Below are 19,423 nucleotides of genomic sequence, written 5' to 3' on the forward strand. Positions count from 1 at the left end.
ATGGCGGTGGTTCCGGATAGGCTCGACCTCCCATCGAAGACCAAGCGCGCCGCCGCACCGCGGCCGCGCTTGGTGCTGGCGGCGCTGACCTTCGTCTATGTGCTGAACTTCCTCGACCGGCAGCTGATCGGCATCCTCGCCAAGCCGATCCAGGATGGGCTGCAGGTCAGCGACGGGCAGCTGGGGCTGATCGGCGGACTGTATTTCGCGATGTTCTACTGCTTCATCGCGATTCCGGTCGGCTGGCTGGCGGACCGCAGCAACCGGGTCACGGTGCTGTCGCTTGCCTGCGCAGTGTGGAGCGGGGCAACGCTCGCCTGCGGCCTGGCGGCGAATTATGGTCAGCTGGTCGCGGCGCGCATGCTCGTCGGTTTTGGCGAAGCGGGTGGGGTGCCGCCCTCCTATGCAATCATCACCGACACCTTCCCGCCGGGGCGGCGCGCCAGCGCGCTCGGGATCTACAATCTCGGGCCGGCGATCGGCGCGGCGATCGGGGTCGCGTTCGGCGCGGCCGTCGCGGCACAATTCGACTGGCGGACGCCGTTCATCGTCATCGGCGGGATAGGAATCGTCACCGCGCTGCTGGTGCGATTGCTGCTCCGCGAGCCCGAGCGCGGCGCCACCGACCCGGTGCGCACAGGCACGCCGACGGGCAAGGCGCCTTTCTGGCCGACGCTGCGCATGTTCTTCTCGAACCCGGTGCTGCTGCTGGCATCGCTGGGCAGCGGTGCGACTCAGTTCGTCACCTATGGGCTGGGCAACTTCTCGGTCCTGTTCCTGATGCGCGAAAAGGGCATGGCGCTCGGCGAGGTCGCCATCTGGTACGCGCTGGTGCTCGCAATCGGCATGGGCGGCGGCATGGTGCTTTCGGGCTGGGTGGTGGACCGGATGACGCGCCGGTCGCGCACCGGCTATGCGACGGCGCCGGCGCTGTCGCTCGCCGTCGCGATGCCCTTCTACATCGCCTTTCTCTGGGCACCGGGCTGGCCGCTGGCGCTGCTGCTGCTCGGCGTGGTGATGGTCTTCAATTACTTTTACCTCAGCGCCTCGGTGGCGCTGGTGCAGGAGGAAGTGCAGCCAAACCAGCGGGTGCTGTCGGGCGCGCTGCTGCTGCTGGTGATGAACTTCATCGGGCTGGGGCTTGGGCCCACCTGGGTCGGCTTCGCCAGCGACTGGTTCAAGCTGCACGGCCAGACCGACCATCTCCAGGCGGCGCTGTTCACGCTGACGCCCTTTTATCTGATCGCGATCGCGCTGTTCCTGTGGCTCGCAAGGCTGCTGCGCAGCGCGCATTCCAATCCTGACCGGAGTCCAGCATGAGACGCATGTACCGGACCGCGCTCGCGGCCGCGCTCGTCACTGCGCCCGCCGCCTGGGCGCAGCAGCCAACCGTCCGGGCGCCTGCCGGCATCGTGCAGGGAAGCCGGGAAGGCGATCTGCGGGTGTTTCGCGGGGTGCCCTATGCCCAGCCGCCCGTTGGCGAGCTGCGCTGGCGCCCGCCCGCCGAGCTTCCCGCCTGGCAAGGGGTGCGCAAGGCCACGACGTTCGGTGCGGCCTGCGTGCAGCCCCGCCCGCAGGCAGCCGGCATCTACACCGATCCGCCCGAACGGATGGGTGAGGATTGCCTGACGCTCAACATCTGGGCGCCCCGAAATGCCACCAAGCTGCCGGTGGTGGTGTGGATCCATGGCGGGGCGCTGGTCTCCGGCTATGGCCATGCGGCGATGTACGATGGCGCCCACATGGCCAGGCGTGGCGTGCTCCTGGTCTCGATTAACTATCGGCTGGGCATTCTCGGCTATCTCGCGCACCCGGCGCTGAGTGCGGAGTCGGGGGAGGGGATTTCCGGCAATTACGGCCTGCTCGATCAGATCGCCGCGCTGCGCTGGGTCCGGCGCAACATCGCGGCGTTCGGCGGCGATCCCGGCAACGTCACCATCGCGGGCGAGTCCGCGGGCGGGCTTAGCGTGATGTACCTTATGGCAAGCCCCGCCGCGCGCGGCCTGTTCCACAAGGCGATCGCGCAAAGTGCCTATATGATCTCCGCGCCCGAGCTGAAGACCGCGCGCTTCGGGATGCCGGCGGCCGAAACCGCCGGGAGCCAGATCCAGCAGGCACTCGGCGCGCGGGATCTGGCGGCCCTGCGCGCGATGGATGCGGAGAAGCTCACCGCGCTCGCGGCAGCCAAGGGCTATGGCCCCTGGGGAACGGTGGACGGCAAGCTGCTGACACGCCAGCTTGTCGAGACCTGGGATCGTGGCGAGCAGGCGCCGGTGCCGCTGATCGCCGGCTTCAACGCCGGTGAGATCCGCTCGCTCCGCGTGCTGTTGCCGCCGGCGCCTGCGAATGCGGACGCCTATTCAGCCGCGATCCGCAGCCGCTATGGCGATCTCGCCGAGCCGTTCCTTCGCCTCTACCCGGCGGAGACGATCGGTGAGAGCATGCTCGCAGCGACCCGCGACGCGCTCTATGGCTGGACCTCGACGCGGCTGGCGATCGGGCAGACCGCGATCGGCCAGCCCGGCTACCTCTATTTCTTCGATCACGGCTATCCGGCGGCCGACGAGAATGGACTACACGCCTTCCACGCGTCCGAGTTGCCCTATGTGTTCGGCACCGCGGGGCGTACGCCGCCGCTCTGGCCGAAGGTGCCCGACACGCTCGCCGAGCGACGGATGTCGGATGCGATGCTCGCATATTGGACGTCGTTCGCGAAGACCGGCACGCCGGCCGCCGCCGGGCAACCCGACTGGCTGCCCTATGGCAAGGAGGCCAACTACATGGCGTTTGCGCAGGTGCCGCAGGCGCGCGCCAAGCTCTTTCCCGGCATGTTCGCGCTGCACGAGGCGAGCGTCTGCCGCCGCCGCGCCGCCGGCAATCAGCCGTGGAACTGGAACACGGGGGTCATCTCGCCGGTCCTGGCCAAGGTTGCAGGGTGCCGATGATCGACGGAAGCATGCAGGACTTCGCGCTCACGCTCGACAAGTTCCTGGATCATGCCGCCAAATGGCACCCGCACGCGGAAGTGGTGACGGCGGTGGCGGGCGGCGTCGACCGTATCGGCTACGCCGCGCTGCGCGAACGTGCGCGCGCGATCTCCGCGCTGCTCGTCGAACACGGGATCGGCTTTGGCGCGCGGGTGGCGACGCTCGCCTGGAACAGCCAAGCGCATGTCGAAACCTGGTATGCGGTGATGGCTATGGGCGCGGTGTGCCATACGCTCAACCCGCGACTGACTGCGGAGCAGCTTGCGGCGATGCTCGTCCAATCGGAGGCGCGGCTGCTCGTCGCCAGTGCGGATCTGGTGCCGCTGGCGCGGCGCGTTGCCGCCCTGGCGCCGGTCGAGCGGATCTGGGTGATCGACGGCGATGCCGGCGTGGCTGCGGCGGACGAGCCGTCGGTCATGCCGCTGGCACCCATGCTCGCGCACGTCGAGCGCCATGTCGCGTGGGGTGATTTCCCGGAGACGGCGCCTTCCGGGCTTTGCTTCACCTCGGGCACCACCGGCGCGCCGAAGGGCGTGACGTACACGCACCGATCGAGCTTTCTGCACACGCTGCGGCTGTTGCAGGTGGACGTGATGGCGATTTCGGGGAGAGATACGGTGCTGGCCGTGGTGCCGATGTTCCATGCCAATGCCTGGGGCCTGCCGTTCGCGGTGCCGGCGGCGGGGGGCAAGCTGGTGCTGCCAGGACGCTGGACCGACGGCGCCAGCCTTGCCCGGCTGATCGCCGGCGAGCAGGTGACGGTCGGCGTCGGCGTGCCCACGGTGTGGCTCGGTCTTCTAGAGCATCTGGAAGCGACCGGCGGGAACTTGCCCTCGCTCGAGCGGGTCATCGTCGGCGGGGCCCCGCTTGCGCCGGCGCTGATGGCGCGGATCGAGGCGGGGCTGGGGGTGGAGGTGCAGACCAGCTGGGGCATGACCGAGCTCTCCCCCTCCGGCACCGTTGCCGTGCCACGGGACCCGGCCCGGGCTGCGGCGCTTTCGGGCAAGCCGGCCATCGGAGTCGACCTGCTGCTCACCGATGCGCAGGGTCATGCGTTGCCGGACCAGCGCGGCGGCGAAGGCCATCTGCGGGTCCGCGGCGCTGCGGTGATCGCGCGCTATTTTGGCGAGCCGGACTCCGCGCTGGATGCCGATGGCTGGTTCGCGACGGGGGATCTCGCGCGGATCGACGCGGGCGGCAATCTGCAAATAACCGGGCGCGCCAAGGATCTGATCAAGTCGGGCGGCGAATGGATCAATCCCGCCGAGATCGAAGCCGTGGTCGGTGCCCTGCCGCAGGTGTCCCTGGCGGCGGTGATCGGGCGTCCGGATCCCAAATGGGGCGAGCGACCGATCCTGCTGGTAGAGATGCGCGGCGCGCAGGCGGTGAGCGACGAAGCGCTGCTGGCGCCGCTCAAGGGCAGGGTCGCCTCGTGGTGGATCCCCGATTCGGTGGTCCGCCTCGCCGCCATGCCGCTCGCGCCGACGGGCAAGATCGACAAGATCCGGCTGCGCGCGGAGTTCGGCATGGCTTGACGCCCGCGCACGCACGCGGGAGAGACATTCGCGTGCAAGAGAATGTCAAAGCCCCTCGTCGTTCCAAGAAAGCGGAACAGCGCGCCGAAACGATGGAGCAGATCCTCGACGCGGCCGAATATCTCTTCTCCAAGCACGGGCTTTACGGAGTCACGCTGAAGGACGTCGCCAAGCGGGTCGGCGTCCACCACACGCTGCTCAACTATTATTTCGAGGACAAAGCCAAGCTGTTCCACGCGGTATTCGCGCGCCGTGCCGCCGTCACCAGCGAGCGGCGGATGCAGGCGCTGGACCGCTACGAAGCCGAATGCGCGGGCAAGCCCAGCGTGGAGGGGGCGCTGCGCGCCTTCCTCGATACCGATCTCGACCTGTACATTGAGGGCGGCGAGGCGTGGAAGAACTATGCCGCGCTGGGCGCCCAGGTCGCCAACACCCCGGAATGGGGTGCCGAGCTGATGGACGAGCATTTCGATCCCGTCGTGCTGCGTCTGATCGGCCTGCTCAAGCAGGCCTTGCCCGACTGCGCCGAGGAAAACATCTTCTGGGGCTATCACTTCGTCACCGGTGCGCTGATGCTCACGCTGGCGCGGACCGGGCGGATCGACAAGCTCTCGCACGGCCTATGCAAGTCCGACGATTTCGTGGCGGTGAAGGAACGGATGGCATCGTTCATGGCTGCCGGCTTCCTGGAGATCTGCAACCGCGGCTGAATTTAATCATTCACTCTCTTGTTAGCGAACATTTGATGCGCTAGCCTTGCGGAAACAGGAGAGGGATATCCATGCAACTTGCTGATCGTGTCGCGATCGTCACTGGTGCCGGCGGAGGGCTAGGCCGCGAACATGCGCTTTACCTTGCGCGAGAAGGCGCCAAGCTCGTCGTCAACGACGTTTCCGAACCGAATGCCGCTCGGGTCGCGGCTGAGATCGAGGCGGCGGGAGGCCAAGCAATGGCCGTCGCCGCCTCGGTTACTGACGAGGGTGCCGTCTCGGCGATGGTGGACAGCGCGCTGGGGCGCTGGGGCCGGGTCGACATTCTGGTGAACAATGCCGGTATTCTCCGTGACAAGAGCTTCGCCAAGATGACGATGGACGAGTTTCGGCTTGTGGTCGACGTGCACCTGATGGGCGCCGCGATCTGCTCCAAGGCGGTGTGGGAGCCGATGCGGGCGCAGCGGCACGGCCGGATCGTTATGACGACCTCGTCCTCGGGACTGTACGGCAATTTCGGCCAGGCGAATTACGGCGCCGCCAAGATGGCGCTGGTCGGGCTGATGCAGACGCTGGCGATAGAAGGAGAGAAATACGGCATTCGGGTCAACGCGCTGGCGCCCACTGCGGCAACGCAGATGACGCATGGTGTGCTATCCGAGGAAAGTCTGCAGCTGCTCGATCCTGCGCTGGTGAGCCCCGGCCTGCTAGCGATCGTCAGCGACGATGCGCCAACCCGCGCGATCCTCTGCGCGGGCGCCGGCCATTTTGCCGCAGCGCATGTCACCCTCACTCAGGGCATTCAGGTCGGCGGTGGCGATTCGGCCGGCTTGGCGGTTGTTCGGCACTGGGATGAAATCACGCAGCGCGACGGCGAATGCGTGCCCGGCTATGGGTTCCTGCAGGCGGAGCGCGAAGTGGAGGCGGCTGGCTATGCGCGGGATGTTGCCGCAGCGGCTGCTTGCTGACCGAACGGGTCGCGCTTGCTCCGGCATTCAGGCGGGTTCCGCTTTGCTCGTGCGGATGCCCGCGATGGTCTTGCCGGTCCAGCGCCGGATCGCGCGCCGCAGGTTCGCGCCGTCGCTGAAGCCCACCTTCCACGCGACGTCGTCGATTTTCGTCTGCGTAGCCAGCCCATATCGCATGAGAACAAAATTGGAACGATATTGTCGTGTGCTCATGCCGCCTCGACTGCATGTGCCTGGATCTCGACGCCAAGGCGCTTGCGCACGGCGCCGAAGATCGCCGCGAGATTGTCCATGCTCGGGTTGCCGTTCTCGGACAACATCCGATGAAGGCTTTTGCTGGGCTTGTTGGTCTCGACGGCCAACGCCTCGAAACCGACCGACGCGTTGACCAGATCACGCAGGATCAACCGGGCCGTATGCGGCTCGCCGTTGAGGAACAGGGTTGCAGCCTCGTCGAGCAACGCCTTCGCAAAGGCAGGATCTCGGCCCGCGCGCTCCTTCACCGTCTCTTTGAAATTCCGAGTGAGAGCCACTGTCCTACCTCTTTGCCTTTTTCTGCGCCGCCTTCCGCGCCTTATATTCAGCCAGCAAATCGCTGGCGCGATCAATATCTGCCTGCTGCCGCTTTTTCGTTCCACCGGCGAACAGCACGATCAGTTCATTGCCGTCTTGGGTCAGATAGAGCCGATAGCCTGGTCCCCAATCGATTCGATATTCGCCAAGGCCGCCAGCGATCCACTTGATGTTGGACGTGTTGCCTAGCTCCATTCGCAACATTGCGGTCGCCACTTTCGTGGCCGCTTGCGCATCGAGCCCATCAAACCAAGAACGAAAGGGACAGGCGCCGTCCTCCTGAACATATTCCTCTACGACCACTTATCACCTCACAATGGTAACATAACCGTTACCATTCGTCTAGCGCCATATCGCCGTCGGCCCCGGACCAAGCGCAACAACAATCGTCGTATCGCAATGTCGATCGAGGACGCGTGAGATTCTGCTAGAGAATCAAACAGGAGGCTTCGCACAAAAGGCAGCCCAGTCGCGCATGAGCAGCCTTCGCTTGTCGAGGAAGTCTGTCCGGCGATAGGCGGCCTCGACCTTGTTCGAGACCGTGTGGGCAAGCGCCGCCTCTGCAATCTCACCAGAATAGTCGGTCTGCTCCGCAACCCAATCACGGAATGCCGAGCGGAACCCGTGCACGGTCACCGCGAGATCCATGTCTCGTAGGATCTTGAGGAGTGTCATGTCCGAGAGCGGCTTCTTCACGTTCTGACCGGGGAACACCAAGTCGCTAGCGCCAGCCTTGAACTTCTTGGCGCGCTCGAACACGGCCACCGCTTGGGGTGCGAGAGGCACGACGTGCACTCGCCCCATTTTCATCCGTTCAGCCGGGATCGTCCACAACGCTGCTTCCAGGTCGAGTTCTGACCAGGTCGCACCCCGGATTTCGCCTGATCGCGCGGCTGTCAGGATCAGCGCTTCCAAAGCTACGCGGCCCACCGATTCACGCGCGGCCAACTTCTCTATGAAATCCGGTACCGAAGCATACGGCAGGGCCGCGAAATGGTTGTCCTTCTTGGGCTGGCGAGGCAGTCCCTTGGAGAGCGAGCGCATTGGCGCTTCCGTTGCGCGAAACCCGCGTGCGTATGACCAGTCGAGAACCGTGCCGATGCGCTGCCGGACGCGGCGCGCTGTTTCCGGCTTCGCCAGCCAGATCGGCGCCAGCACATCGCGGATCAGCGGCCCTTCGATCTCGCTGACCAACCTGTCGCCCATCTTGGGGAAGGCGTAGGTCTTCAGCGTCGCGATCCACTGGTTCTGATGCTTGCCGTTCTTCCACGCCTTTTCGTGTTCCTCGTGAACCATTTCGGCAGCCCTGCGGAAGGTCGGAATGACCTGGCGCTCCTGCTTGCGTTCAGCGACAGGGTCGATGCCCTGCGCAATCTTCTTCCGCATCACGAAAGCTGCATCGCGCGCGTCGGACAGGGAGACGGTCTTTAGAGAACCGAGGCCAATCTCCCTTCGCCGGCCGTTCGACTGGATGCGTAGAATCCACCTGCCCGTACCTTTGCCTGTGACATCGAGAAATAGGCCGTCGCCGTCAGCGTACCGCCCGGGCTCCGCCAACGAGCGTATCTTGAGCGCAGTGAGTTTTCCCATAACCCTGCTCCAAAATACCCACCACTTTACCCACCACTTGTGGTGGGAACTGGTGGAATTGAACGAAATCCGATGAGATTAAAAACCTCGGATTTCTCTTGTATTTTTAGCAGTTTGAGGGGGATTTTGCGAGCCTCAAAAAGGGCGCAGGTGGCGGAGCGGGAGGGATTCGAACCCTCGATACGGTTTTGCCGTATACTCACTTTCCAGGCGAGCGCCTTCGACCACTCGGCCACCGCTCCGCAGGATACCTGGAAGGGGCGTGCCCTACCGGGTGCGGCGGCGCTAGGCAAGCCGGGGATCGCGTGCCAAGATCGAAAGATGCTCAAGACCCTGATCGCGCTGTTCGCCCTTGGTGCCGCCATGCCGCTAACGGCCCAGACGGCCGGCGGGCCGTTGCCGACCGATCCCGTGGAGGCCGACTGGCACGACGTGCCCGATGACGAGGTGCTCGTGATGACGCTGGGCGGCGGGCGACAGGTGTTCATCCGCCTCGCGCCGCGCTTCGCGCCGGGCCATGTCGCGAACATCCGGCGCCTCGCCGTCGCGCATTGGTGGGATGGCGAGAGTGTCTACCGCGTTCAGGAAAACTGGGTGGCGCAATGGGGCGATGCCAGCGAGAAGAAGCCGCTGCCGCCCGAGATCATCGCGCGGCCGCCTGCCGAATTCGAGATCGGCGCGGTCGTGCCGGCGCAGCGGCTGGCGCGGCCCGATGCCTATTCGAGCGGATCGGGCGTCACGGCCGATGGCTGGCCGATCGCGACCGACGGCAAAGCGACCTGGCTCACCCATTGCTATGGCATGGTCGGCGTGGCGCGCGATCGCTTGCCCGATACCGGCACCGGCGCCGAGCTGTTCACCCCGATCGGCCAGTCTGCGCGACGGCTCGATCGCAACTATACCGTGGTCGGCCGGATCGTCGAAGGGATGCAATATCTCTCGGCACTGCCGCGCAGCGATGCGCCGATGGGGGTCTATGCAACCGCCGCCGAACGCACGCCGATCCTCTCCGTGCGCCTCGCGAGCCAGCTGCCCGACGACGAGCGACCGCATTTCCAGTATCGCGCCACCGACAACGCCCGCTACGCCGCGATGATCGCCAAGCGCCAGCAGCCCGAGCCGCCGACGGTGGCGACCGGCCTCAGCGTGTGCGACCTGCCGCCGGCCATCCGCCGCCGCCCCTGATCGTTACTTGCCGATCCAGGCGGCGATCTGGGCTGCTGTTTCGTTGGCCGCCTTGTTGAGGGCCGGCCCGACGTTCGCCGCGTCGATCTTTGTCACCGGCACGCGCGATTCAAACCGCTGACGCGCGATCGCGTCGCCGCCTTCGCGGGTGAGTGAAGCGTCGAAGGTGACGACTGCTTCCATCGTGGTGGCGTCGATGCCGAAGTTGCGCAGATCGCCCCCGAGCCGCGCGCTCGGGGTGGAGAGCGCCTGGCGCCGGCTGAGCACGATCCGCCCGGTCTGCGCCGCGATCGTGTCGGCGAGCAGCCGCTCGAACAGATTGGCCGGCGCCTCAACCCACTGCGCATCCTTCACATAGGCGATCGTCGTGCCGTCCGGGCCGGAATGGACCGGCACGCGCGTGGTGGCGAGTTCCTGCGGCGCGTTCGGCGAGACGATCGCGACCGCCTTGGTCTCGCTCGAATGCTGCGCCGTTCCCGGTGCCAGCACTGCCGCCGATTCGATCGTCAGCAACGAGGGTGGCGGCTTGGCGCCAAGGGAAATGCACGCCGACAGCGGCACGGCGGCGAGCAGCACGGCGGCGATCGCTGGCTTTTTCATCCGAATTCTCACTTCTTTGGCTTGTAATCGGGCAGCGCGGGTGGCGAGATCAGGCTCGACGCACCGCCCTGATCGAGACGCTGGGCAACGCTGGTGAGCGCGAGCGACATTTCGCGCAGATCCTCGACCAGCTGGCCCACCTCCGGTATCGTCTTGTTCGAGAAGGTCTGGAGGCCCGGCCGGGCGTCGCCGATCGCGGCATCGAGCGTCTCGACGCTGTGCCGCGCCGCCGAGATCGTGGCATTGAGATTGGCGACGGTCGGCTTCACGTCGCTGGCGAGCAGCCCGTTGGTCGTCTCCGCCAGCTGGCCGATCTGCTGCGCGGCATTGCCCGCCTGCTCGATCGCGACGCGCGTTTCGGCCAGCGTCGCCGCGATTTCCGGTCCGCGATCGGCGAGCGACTTGCTCAGCCGGTTGGTGTTGGCGAGGATGCCGCTGATCGACGCCTGGTTCTTGTCGCTGAGCAGTTCGGACACGCGCTCGGTCAACGTCGACAGACGCTCGAGCAGCTTTGGCGCCGAACTCAGCAGCGCGCCCAGGCCACCCTGTTTGGTGGGGATCACCGGCACGCCCAGCGGGCAGGCGGCGCGCGGGTTTTCCCGGGGGCAGCGGATCGGCGGCGCACCCTTGGTGGCGCCGTCGAGCTGGATCGTGCTCGGCCCGGTGAAGCTGCCCTGGATCGTCGCAGTGGTGCCTTCGAGGATCGGCACTTCGGGCTTGATGCTGATCCGCACGCGCACCAGGCTGGGGTCCGGCTTCCAGAACTGAATGTCCTTGACCTGGCCCGACGGCACACCCGAGAAGCTGACCGACGAACCGCGGCTGAGCCCGTCGACCGACTGCTTGAAGAAGATGTCGTAATCGCGTTCGTCGCCGCCGCTGAGCCGTGCCAGCCAGACGATGAACAGCGCCAGCACCGCGAGCAGGATCAGCACGACGGCGCCGACCAGCACATGATTGGAACGCGTTTCCATCAGCCCCTCTTATCCTCATGCACGCGCCGGTTCGGCCCCGCGACCGCGGCGCGACCGCGCGGTCCGTTGAAATATTCCTGGATCCACGGATGATCCAACGCCAGCAGCTCATCGATGGTGCCAACCGCGATCACGCGCTTGTCGGCCAGCACCGCGACGCGGTCGCAGATCGCGTAGAGCGTGTCGAGATCGTGCGTGATCAGGAACACGGTGAGGCCCAGCGTCTTTTGCAGCGACGCGGTCAGTTCGTCGAACGCGGCGGCGCCGATCGGATCGAGCCCGGCGGTCGGCTCGTCGAGGAACAGCAGTTCGGGATCGAGCGCCAGCGCCCGCGCCAGCCCGGCGCGCTTCTTCATGCCACCGGAAAGCTCTGCCGGATATTTGGGCGAGGCATCGGGCGGCAGCCCGGTCATCACCACCTTGTACGCGGCGATTTCTTCGAGCAGCGACTGGCTGAGCCCGGGATAGAATTCCTTGAGCGGCACCTGGACGTTTTCGGAGACGGTGAGCGTCGAGAACAGCGCACCGCCCTGGAACAGCACGCCCCAGCGCTTGCGGATCTCGACCGCCTCGGTTTCCTCGCGGCCGATTGAGTTTTCGCCGAACACTTCGACCGCGCCGTCGAGCGGCGGCTGCAGCCCGATGATCGTGCGCATCAGCACCGACTTGCCTGTGCCCGATCCGCCGACCACGCCCAGAATCTCGCCGCGACGCACGTCGAGATCGAGATCGTCATGAACGATTTGCTCACCGAAGCCGCTGCGCAGCCCGCGCACGCGGATGACGATTTCGCGGTTGTCCTGATCGTCGCTCATGTCCAGCCGATTCCGCTGAAGAAGACCGCGAAGAAGGCGTCGAGCACGATCACGAGGAAGATCGCCTGCACCACCGCCGTGGTCGTGCGCTGGCCGACCTGTTCGGCGTCGCCTTCCACCTGCATGCCGTGGAAGCAACCGGCGATGGCGATGATTGCGCCGAACACCGGCGCCTTGATCAGCCCGATCCAAAGGTCGGTGATCGGCACCACTTCGCGAATCCGCGAGATGAAGGTGACCAGCGGAATATCGAGGCTGACCCAGCAGAGCAGCCCGCCGCCGATGATCGAGATGACCGACGAGTAGAAGCCGAGCAGCGGCAGCATCAGCACCACCGCCAGCGTGCGTGGCAGCACCAGCGCCTCCATCGGCGAGACGCCGATCGTGCGCATCGCGTCGATCTCTTCGGTCAGCTTCATCGTGCCGATCTGCGCGGCGAATGCCGATCCCGAGCGGCCGGCGATCATGATCGCCGTCATCAGAATGCCGAGTTCGCGCAGCGTCAGCCGCCCCAGCAGGTTGATCGTGTAGATTTCCGCGCCGAACTGGCGCAGCTGGACCGAACCCTGCTGCGCGATGACGATGCCGATCAGGAAACTCATCAGGCCGATGATGCCGAGCGCGCCGACGCCGACGACCTCGAACCGCTGGACGGTTGCGTGAAAGCGGAAGCGACGCGGATGAATCGCGACGTTCCAGAACGCGATCGCCGTCGCACCCATGAAGTCGAGCAGGCCATAGAGCGTGCGGCCCGAATTGATCACCGCCTTGCCGATCTCGTCGAGCGCGCGGGTGAAGCTGCCGGGCGGCGGCGGCGGCAGCTGGATCGGATGTTCGGCGGCGATCACCTGATCGAGCAGGTTGCGCTGATCCTCGCTCAGCCCTTCGATCGCCGCGTCATGTTCGGTGGCGAACCGATGCAGCACCCATGCGCCCACCGTGTCGAGACGGCCGATGTCCTGCAGTTCCAGCCGGCCCACCGCGCCATCGACCTGACGGATGCGATCGGGCAGGTCGCCGAGACAGGCGAGCGTCAGGTTGCCCGAAAAGCGCAGCGTCGCCACGCCATCGGTTTCGATTCGTTCGAAGGTGGCGGAAGACGTCATTGTCTCCCCCTTTCCGCGATTCCGGCTGGAACGGCAAGCGATACCGGGCCTAGATACCGCAATGGAGCATCTCGCAATCTACGACATGGACAAGACGATCACCGCGCGGCCCACCTGGACGCGCTTTCTGGTGCACGCCGCCCGGGTGCTGAGCCCGTGGCGGCTTGCGCTGATGCCGGCGGTCGGCATTGCCGGGATCGCCTATCTTTTCGGGCGGCTCGATCGCGCCGGACTGAAGCGGCTGTCGCAGCGGCTGATCCTCGGCCGCTCGCTGCCTGTCGAGCAAATGACGCGGGTGGCGGAGGCCTTTGCCGATGTCGAGCTTCAGACCGGCGTGCTCCAGGGTGCCCGCAGGCAGATCGAGGCGGATCGGGCGGCCGGCTATCGCCTGGTGATGGCCACCGCCTCGCACCATTATTATGCAGCGGCGATCGCGAAGCGGCTGGGCTTCGACGACGTGATCGCCACCAATGCGAAACGCGATGCGCTCGGCCATGTTCTCTCCGATCTTGAAGGCGAGAACTGTTACGGGCCCGTAAAGCTCCGCATGATCGAAAATTGGCTCCTGGCGAAGCGGCTCAACCGCGCCAATCTGCATATCCGCGCCTATTCGGACCATGTTTCGGATGCCCCGCTGCTCGGCTGGGCGGATCAGGGCTTTGCCGTGAACGCGCACGGGCCGCTCGCGCGGATGGCGGCCGAGCGCGGCTGGACCATGCTCGACTGGCGCGCCGGCTGATGATCAGCGCTGCGCCGCGATCCGGCGGTAGAGCGCGATATACTGGTCCGCCATCGTCTCGACCGAGAAGCGGGCTTCGACCGCGCGGCGGCAGGCGGCGCGATCGATTTCGTCGATGCGATCCACCGCCGCCACGGCCTCATCGGCCGAGCGGACGAGCAGGCCGGTGAGGCCATCGTCGATCAGTTCCGGCATCGATCCACGCCGGACCGCGATCACGGGCGTGCCGCACGCCATTGCCTCGATTACCGAAAGGCCGAACGGCTCGTCGAAATTGATCAGGTGGAGGAGCGCGCGGGCGCTGCCGAGTGCCCTGATCCGCGCATCGCCGCCCACCGGGCCGTGATAGACGATGCGGTCGCTCAGGTGCGGCTGCACCTCGCGTTCGAAATAGCCCTGATCCTGCACGATGCCGTACAGGTTGAGGCGGCGGCCGGTGGCCTGCGCGACGGCGATCGCCTCGGCCGCGCCCTTGTCGGGATGCATCCGCCCGAAGAACAGCAGGTCGTCGCTCCCATCCGCGTCGAAGGGGAAGGCGCCGAGCGGGATTCCGTGGTGGATCGTCGCAGCATAGCGTAACGCCGGGTGCCGGTCCGCATCCGAGATCGCGACATAGTGCACGCGATGCTCGAACGGCTTGTACATCGGCAGGATGCGTTCGGACGAAAAGCCGTGGATCGTCGTCACCATCGGCGTTTCGATCAGCGGCGCATAGGCGTGGGCGGGGAAATCGGCCTGGTTGTGGATCAGGTCGAACTCGGCGGCGCGGGCGAAGAGGTGCGACTGGTGGGCATATTCCCACACCTTCGCATCGATCGCGGGATCTTCCTCGTAGCCGCGCGGCACCACCCCGGCGAGGCGCGCCGTGGTGACCGAATCCTGCGTGGCGAACAGGGTGACGTCGACGCCCTTGGCGACCAGCGCCTCGGTGAGCAGGCTCGTCACCAGCTCCCACGGGCCATAATGCCGCGGCGGGGTGCGCCAGGCGATCGGCGCGAGCATCGCGATCTTCATGCGAGCAGGATGCCTTGGTTGGGGGCGAGGGGGAGGGTGGAGCCCGCCACAATCCCGCCATCATCCCCGCGAAGGCGGGGATCCATTGGTGGGAACGTCTCGGCGCCATCTCCGGTGGCACTGGCAAATGGATCCCCGCCTCCGCGGGGACGACGGGTGGGGAGTGTAGTGAGTGCCGGCGCCAGCGCGGCGGCCCATTCCGGCAACGCCAGCGTTTGGGGTGCATTCGACAGGTTCAGCGCCACCAGCACGCGCGCGTTTCCATGCCGCCGTTCGTACGCCAGTACCGCGCCCTCGCTCGACACGGCATGCCAGCTGCCTATCGATAGCGCCGGATGCGCCCGCCGCAGCTGGAGCAGCGCGCGGGTGAAGGCCAGCATCGAGCCTGGGTCGTCGCGCTGCGCCATCACGTTGCGCGTCGCCCAGTCGGGATTGAGCGGCAGCCAGGGCTCGACCGTGCTGAACCCGGCATGGTCGCTCGCGTCCCACGGCATCGGTGTTCGTACCTCGTCGCGGTTGAAGGCGGTGTCGGGCTCGCGCAGCGCCTGCGGATCGCGCACACGATCGGGCGGGATCGGTACATTGGCGATGCCGAGCTCGTCGCCCTGATAGAGCGTCGGCGTGCCGCGCAGCGTGAGCAGCAGCATCATCGCCACCGCCGCCTGTTCCGGCCCGACGCGCGAGGCGACGCGCGGCTTGTCGTGATTGCCGAGAACCCAGTTGGGCCAGCCATCGGCCGGCAGCGCGCCCTCATAGTCGGTGATCAGCCGGGCCAGCGCCGCGGCATCCCAGCGCGCATCGAGCAAGTGGAAGTTGAAGGGCAGGTGCACGCCGTTCCCGCCTTCGCCATAATAGGCGACCAGGCGCGGGATCGGCAGGTAGATCTCCCCGATCAGCACGCGCTCGGGATAGGCTTCCGCCACGGTGCGCATCGCGGCGATGATCTCCATCATCTCGGGCTGGTCGGCGGAGTGGACCGGCAGCAGCCGCTCGATGTCCTGCATGCCTTCGCGCCAGTCCGGATTGGCGGGGTTGTCGGGGAAGTCCGGGTGCTTGATCGCGAGCCACAGCACGTCGATGCGGAAGCCGTCGACGTCGCGATCGAACCAGAAACGCATCGCATCGAGCATTGCCGCGCGCAGGTCCGGGTTGCGCCAGTTGAGCTCGGGCTGCTCCTTCAGGAACTGGTGGAGATAATATTGGCCGGTGGCTTCATCCCATGCCCAGGCGCTGCCGCCGAAATAGCTCTGCCAATTGTTGGGCGGGCCGCCATCGGGAGCGGGATCGCGCCAGATGTACCATTCGCGCTTGGGGCTGGTGTGCGAGGAGCGGCTTTCGAGGAACCACGGGTGTTCACTGGAGCTGTGGTTCGGAACGAAGTCGAGCAGCAGCTTGAGGCCGCGGGCATGGGCGGCATCGCGCAGCGCGTCGAAATCGGCGAGGGTGCCGAAGCGCGGATCGATCCCGCAATAATCCGCCACGTCATAGCCGAAATCGGCCATGGGCGAGGGGAAGATCGGCGACAGCCACACGGCATCGACGCCGAGATCGACCAGATAGTCGAGCCGCGCGGTAATGCCCGCAAGGTCGCCCACCCCATCGCCGTTCGAGTCGGCGAAGGAGCGGGGGTAGACCTGATAGATCACGCCTTTCTGCCACCAGAGCGGGTCGGTCATCGGAAGCGCCTTTCGATCCTCCCCGGAACGGGGAGGGGGACCGCGCGGCGCAGCCACGTGGTGGAGGGGGAGGGCGGCGAGGGAGTCCGGTGCGAGGGCCCCCCTCCACCATGCTGCGCATGGTCCCCCTCCCCGTGCCGGGGAGGATCTAGGGCGCACTTCACCGGAATCGCGCCTTTGGGATGTGGGTGATGCGGCAGGCCAGGTCCGCCTCACCGCTGGCCACGATGTAGCGCTCGCCGGCATCGACCAGCCCGGTGGTGAATACCACCGGGGTCGGCAAATAGAGCTGGTGGGCGATGTCAGCTGTCAGCGCCGGATTGGCCTCGATCAGCGGAACGGTGTCTTCCTGCCGCAGGATCACGCTGGGATTATCGCGGTCGAGCAGCGCCCAGAAGCTGCGATAGATGCCCACCGCGTCGCGCTTCTCGACGCCGTGGTAGATCAGCAGCCAGCCCGCATCGGTCAGCAGCGGCTGGCTGCCGCCGCCGATCCGCTGGTTCGACGTCGAGCCCTTGCGCGCGCGGATGCCCGGCTGGTCGAGCGGCTTCCAGTGCAGCCCGTCGGGCGAGCGGGCGAGGTTGATCGAGGGGCCGCCCAGCCAGGGGGAATCGTCCGGATAGGCGAAATAGACCTCGCCGAGCGGCCGGGTCAGCGCGTGGAAGAAGCCGCCGATCCGCCCCTCGAACAGGATCATGTCCTTGTTCTGGTGATCGAGCACCACGCCCAGCAATTCCCAGTCAAGCCCGTCGGCCGATCGATACATGGCGGTGCAGTGCCGCTCGGCGGAGACGCCGCACACCGTCATCCAATAAGTGCCGTCGATCAACGTGATCCGCGCATCCTCGACGCCGTAATCCATGTAGGAGGCGCTGGGCGCGATCGCCTTGTCGTAGTGTACCGCCACCACCGTGCGGGCATCGGCATCGAGCTCCACTGGCAGCAGCCAGGACAGCGAGGTGAGCCCGAGCAGCCGGGGTTTGCGGTCCTTGAGCGCGAACTGGCGCGGATCGGCCATGTCGAGCCCCGCCACAGGATGCGCGTCGAGCACACAGCCCGAGGGCGTCCAGCGGATCGCCCGCGCATGCCCGTCCACCACCGGATCGCGCAGCGCCTCCGCCACGCGCACCATCAGCAGCAGGTTGCCGTTCGGCAGCCGCGCGAAACCGGGGTTGAACGCGCCGAGCACATAGGTCGCCTCGTCCACCCCCGCGCGCAGCGGCGAGCGGGTGAGGTCGACATCGTCGGGCCGGAAGATCAGATAATCGTCGCTCAAGCGTTTTCCCCTCGGTCCACGCCAGCAACGGCGTCAGGCTCCGGCGGTTCCGGCTTCCTGGGCCTGGCGATGATGCCGGATCACCTCGTCGATGATGAAGCGCAGGAATTTCTCGGAAAATTCGGGGTCGAGATCGGCGTCCTGTGCCAGCGCGCGCAGCCGGGCGATCTGCGCTTCCTCGCGGCCGGGATCGGCGGGTGGCAGCCCGGCCTCGGCCTTGTAGCGCCCGACCGCCTGGGTCACCTTGAACCGCTCGGCGAGCATGAAGACGAGCGCCGCATCGATATTGTCGATGCTCTGGCGATAGCGGATCAGCGTCGCGTCGGTCATGGGATTCCCTTTTGCCTTTACGGCGCGGCCGCGCAAGCCGCTCTTGCGTTTGCGATGCACAAAGGCCAGAGGCACGGATATATGAGCGCTACCGTCCACCGCCTCGGGTCGCGAACCCAGCCCTCGCTCGATCCGATCATGGCGCTGGTCGCCCAGGACATGAACCTGGTCAATACGGTGATCCTCGATCGCATGCAGTCCGAAATTCCGCTGATCCCGGAGCTTGCCGGCCATCTGATCGCGGGCGGCGGCAAGCGGATGCGGCCGATGCTCACGCTCGCAAGTGCGCGGCTGCTCGGCTATGCCGGCACGCGCCACCACAAGCTCGCCGCCGCCGTGGAGTTCATCCACACCGCGACGCTGCTCCATGACGACGTGGTCGACAGCTCGGACCTGCGGCGCGGCCGCCGCACCGCCAACATCATCTGGGGCAATCCGGCAAGCGTGCTCGTTGGCGACTTCCTGTTCAGCCGCTCGTTCGAGCTGATGGTCGAGGCCGAGAGCCTCAAGGCGCTGCACATCCTGTCGAACGCCAGCGCGGTGATCGCCGAGGGCGAGGTCAACCAGCTCACCGCCGTGCGCCGGATCGACCTGTCCGAGGATCGCTATCTCGACATCATCGGCGCCAAGACCGCCGCGCTGTTCGCTGCCGCCTGTCGCGTGGCGGGCGTGGTGGCCGAGCGGCCCGAAGCGGAGGAACTGGCGCTCGACGCCTATGGCCGCAATCTCGGCATCGCCTTCCAGCTGGTCGACGACGCGATCGATTACATCTCGGACGCATCGACGATGGGCAAGGATGCGGGCGACGATTTCCGCGAAGGCAAGATGACGCTGCCGGTGATTCTCGCTTATGCGCGCGGTGGCGATGCCGAACGTGCGTTCTGGAAGGAAGCCGTTTCCGGCCGGCGCACCTCCGACGAGGATTTCGCCGAGGCGATCCGCCTCGTCCGTGCGAGCCGGGCGGTCGACGATACGCTCGCCCGTGCCCGCCATTATGGCCAGCGCGCGATCGACGCGCTGGGCGGCTTCCGCGCCTGCGAGGCGAAGGACGCGATGGTCGAGGCCGTCGAGTTTGCGGTGGCGCGCGCCTATTGACGCACGCCACCGGCTGACGGGTCAGTCGTCGGTCGCTTTTTCCTCGTCGTCCTCGTCGACTTCGAGCGCATCCTCCTCGTCCATGTCGAGCACGTCCTCGATCGCTTCGACGATCAGGTCGAGCTGCTCGTAGCTTGCGGTCATTTCGATCGTTTCGCCGTCCTCGTCCTCCAGATGCAGCGTGTAATCGCCGCTGCCGTCGGGCGTGATGGTGAATTGAGACAGAATCCGTGCCATGTCGCGCTCCTTT

General features: G+C 66.4%; 21 protein-coding genes and 1 tRNA gene. 8 read left to right on the forward strand and 14 right to left on the reverse strand.

Annotation, left to right across the window (positions count from 1 at the left end; all coding sequences use genetic code 11):
- The 5 genes from ACX40Y_RS04380 to ACX40Y_RS04400 all read left to right on the forward strand — a co-directional run bounded on the left by ACX40Y_RS04380 (window position 1) and on the right by ACX40Y_RS04400 (window position 6,200).
- Window positions 1-1,320 (forward strand): spinster family MFS transporter, encoded by a 1,320-nt coding sequence (locus ACX40Y_RS04380; protein WP_459118299.1) that lies wholly within the window; start codon window positions 1-3, stop codon window positions 1,318-1,320.
- Window positions 1,317-2,945 (forward strand): carboxylesterase/lipase family protein, encoded by a 1,629-nt coding sequence (locus tag ACX40Y_RS04385; protein WP_459118300.1) that lies wholly within the window; start codon window positions 1,317-1,319, stop codon window positions 2,943-2,945. The genes ACX40Y_RS04380 and ACX40Y_RS04385 overlap by 4 nt, the downstream gene beginning before the upstream one ends.
- A complete protein-coding gene (locus tag ACX40Y_RS04390) occupies window positions 2,942-4,522 on the forward strand; it encodes an AMP-binding protein (protein WP_459118301.1) in 1,581 nt (526 codons plus the stop codon). Before ACX40Y_RS04385 ends, ACX40Y_RS04390 begins: the two co-directional genes overlap by 4 nt.
- A 92-nt stretch (window positions 4,523-4,614) precedes the next feature.
- Window positions 4,615-5,232 (forward strand): TetR/AcrR family transcriptional regulator, encoded by a 618-nt coding sequence (locus ACX40Y_RS04395; protein ID WP_221626594.1) that lies wholly within the window; start codon window positions 4,615-4,617, stop codon window positions 5,230-5,232.
- A gap of 71 nt (window positions 5,233-5,303) precedes the next feature.
- A complete protein-coding gene (locus ACX40Y_RS04400; RefSeq protein WP_459118302.1) occupies window positions 5,304-6,200 on the forward strand; it encodes an SDR family NAD(P)-dependent oxidoreductase in 897 nt (298 codons plus the stop codon).
- A 27-nt stretch (window positions 6,201-6,227) separates the two neighbouring features.
- On the opposite strand, the gene ACX40Y_RS04405 is transcribed toward ACX40Y_RS04400, so the two are convergent.
- The 5 genes from ACX40Y_RS04405 to ACX40Y_RS04425 all read right to left on the reverse strand — a co-directional run bounded on the left by ACX40Y_RS04405 (window position 6,228) and on the right by ACX40Y_RS04425 (window position 8,605).
- Window positions 6,228-6,413: a hypothetical protein gene (locus ACX40Y_RS04405; protein ID WP_459118303.1), complete on the reverse strand. Its 186-nt coding sequence runs from the start codon at window positions 6,411-6,413 to the stop codon at window positions 6,228-6,230.
- Window positions 6,410-6,703 carry a helix-turn-helix domain-containing transcriptional regulator gene (locus ACX40Y_RS04410; RefSeq protein ID WP_254772263.1) on the reverse strand — a complete coding sequence of 98 codons (294 nt, stop codon included), beginning with the start codon at window positions 6,701-6,703 and terminating at the stop codon, window positions 6,410-6,412. Before ACX40Y_RS04410 ends, ACX40Y_RS04405 begins: the two co-directional genes overlap by 4 nt.
- 34 nt (window positions 6,704-6,737) lie before the next feature.
- Window positions 6,738-7,076: a type II toxin-antitoxin system RelE/ParE family toxin gene (locus ACX40Y_RS04415; protein WP_459118304.1), complete on the reverse strand. Its 339-nt coding sequence runs from the start codon at window positions 7,074-7,076 to the stop codon at window positions 6,738-6,740.
- 132 nt (window positions 7,077-7,208) lie between these two features.
- Complete coding sequence (locus ACX40Y_RS04420) at window positions 7,209-8,363, reverse strand: tyrosine-type recombinase/integrase (protein WP_459118305.1); 1,155 nt, start codon at window positions 8,361-8,363, stop codon at window positions 7,209-7,211.
- 151 nt (window positions 8,364-8,514) lie between these two features.
- Window positions 8,515-8,605, reverse strand: a tRNA-Ser gene (locus tag ACX40Y_RS04425).
- Window positions 8,606-8,684: 79 nt separating this feature from the next.
- Here ACX40Y_RS04425 and ACX40Y_RS04430 point away from each other — a divergent pair.
- Window positions 8,685-9,548, forward strand: a complete 864-nt coding sequence (locus ACX40Y_RS04430; protein WP_459118306.1) for a peptidylprolyl isomerase — start codon at window positions 8,685-8,687, stop codon at window positions 9,546-9,548.
- 3 nt (window positions 9,549-9,551) lie between these two features.
- Here ACX40Y_RS04430 and ACX40Y_RS04435 read toward each other — a convergent pair whose 3' ends face one another.
- From ACX40Y_RS04435 to ACX40Y_RS04450, 4 genes are read right to left on the reverse strand one after another with little or no spacing between them, the layout of a single operon-like run.
- A complete protein-coding gene (locus tag ACX40Y_RS04435) occupies window positions 9,552-10,148 on the reverse strand; it encodes an ABC-type transport auxiliary lipoprotein family protein (protein WP_459118307.1) in 597 nt (198 codons plus the stop codon).
- 8 nt (window positions 10,149-10,156) lie between these two features.
- Window positions 10,157-11,122, reverse strand: coding sequence for an MlaD family protein (locus tag ACX40Y_RS04440; protein WP_459118308.1), 966 nt, complete (start codon window positions 11,120-11,122; stop codon window positions 10,157-10,159).
- Window positions 11,122-11,937 (reverse strand): ABC transporter ATP-binding protein, encoded by an 816-nt coding sequence (locus tag ACX40Y_RS04445; protein WP_459118309.1) that lies wholly within the window; start codon window positions 11,935-11,937, stop codon window positions 11,122-11,124. Before ACX40Y_RS04445 ends, ACX40Y_RS04440 begins: the two co-directional genes overlap by 1 nt.
- Window positions 11,934-13,043, reverse strand: coding sequence for an MlaE family ABC transporter permease (locus ACX40Y_RS04450; RefSeq protein WP_459118310.1), 1,110 nt, complete (start codon window positions 13,041-13,043; stop codon window positions 11,934-11,936). Before ACX40Y_RS04450 ends, ACX40Y_RS04445 begins: the two co-directional genes overlap by 4 nt.
- 61 nt (window positions 13,044-13,104) lie before the next feature.
- On the opposite strand from ACX40Y_RS04450, the gene ACX40Y_RS04455 reads away from it, so the two are divergent.
- Entirely contained in the window at window positions 13,105-13,782 is a 678-nt protein-coding gene (locus tag ACX40Y_RS04455; protein ID WP_459118311.1) for an HAD family hydrolase, read from the forward strand.
- Window positions 13,783-13,785: 3 nt separating this feature from the next.
- On the opposite strand, the gene ACX40Y_RS04460 is transcribed toward ACX40Y_RS04455, so the two are convergent.
- The 4 genes from ACX40Y_RS04460 to ACX40Y_RS04475 all read right to left on the reverse strand — a co-directional run bounded on the left by ACX40Y_RS04460 (window position 13,786) and on the right by ACX40Y_RS04475 (window position 18,078).
- Window positions 13,786-14,796, reverse strand: a complete 1,011-nt coding sequence (locus ACX40Y_RS04460; protein ID WP_459118312.1) for a glycosyltransferase family 4 protein — start codon at window positions 14,794-14,796, stop codon at window positions 13,786-13,788.
- Window positions 14,793-16,472, reverse strand: a complete 1,680-nt coding sequence (locus ACX40Y_RS04465) for an alpha-amylase family glycosyl hydrolase (protein ID WP_459118313.1) — start codon at window positions 16,470-16,472, stop codon at window positions 14,793-14,795. The genes ACX40Y_RS04460 and ACX40Y_RS04465 overlap by 4 nt, the downstream gene beginning before the upstream one ends.
- 160 nt (window positions 16,473-16,632) lie before the next feature.
- Window positions 16,633-17,748, reverse strand: a complete 1,116-nt coding sequence (locus ACX40Y_RS04470; protein WP_459118314.1) for a glycoside hydrolase family 130 protein — start codon at window positions 17,746-17,748, stop codon at window positions 16,633-16,635.
- A 33-nt stretch (window positions 17,749-17,781) separates the two neighbouring features.
- The gene (locus ACX40Y_RS04475) at window positions 17,782-18,078 is read right to left on the reverse strand and encodes a chorismate mutase (RefSeq protein ID WP_459118315.1); all 297 of its coding nucleotides are present in this window, start codon (window positions 18,076-18,078) and stop codon (window positions 17,782-17,784) included.
- Between the two features lie 81 nt (window positions 18,079-18,159).
- Between ACX40Y_RS04475 and ACX40Y_RS04480 the strand changes: the two genes are divergently transcribed.
- Window positions 18,160-19,173: a polyprenyl synthetase family protein gene (locus ACX40Y_RS04480; protein WP_459118316.1), complete on the forward strand. Its 1,014-nt coding sequence runs from the start codon at window positions 18,160-18,162 to the stop codon at window positions 19,171-19,173.
- A gap of 21 nt (window positions 19,174-19,194) precedes the next feature.
- On the opposite strand, the gene ACX40Y_RS04485 is transcribed toward ACX40Y_RS04480, so the two are convergent.
- Window positions 19,195-19,410 (reverse strand): hypothetical protein, encoded by a 216-nt coding sequence (locus ACX40Y_RS04485; protein WP_459118317.1) that lies wholly within the window; start codon window positions 19,408-19,410, stop codon window positions 19,195-19,197.
- Between the last annotated feature and the right edge of the window lie 13 nt (window positions 19,411-19,423).

This window comes from Sphingomonas sp. RS6 (genome assembly GCF_054489705.1).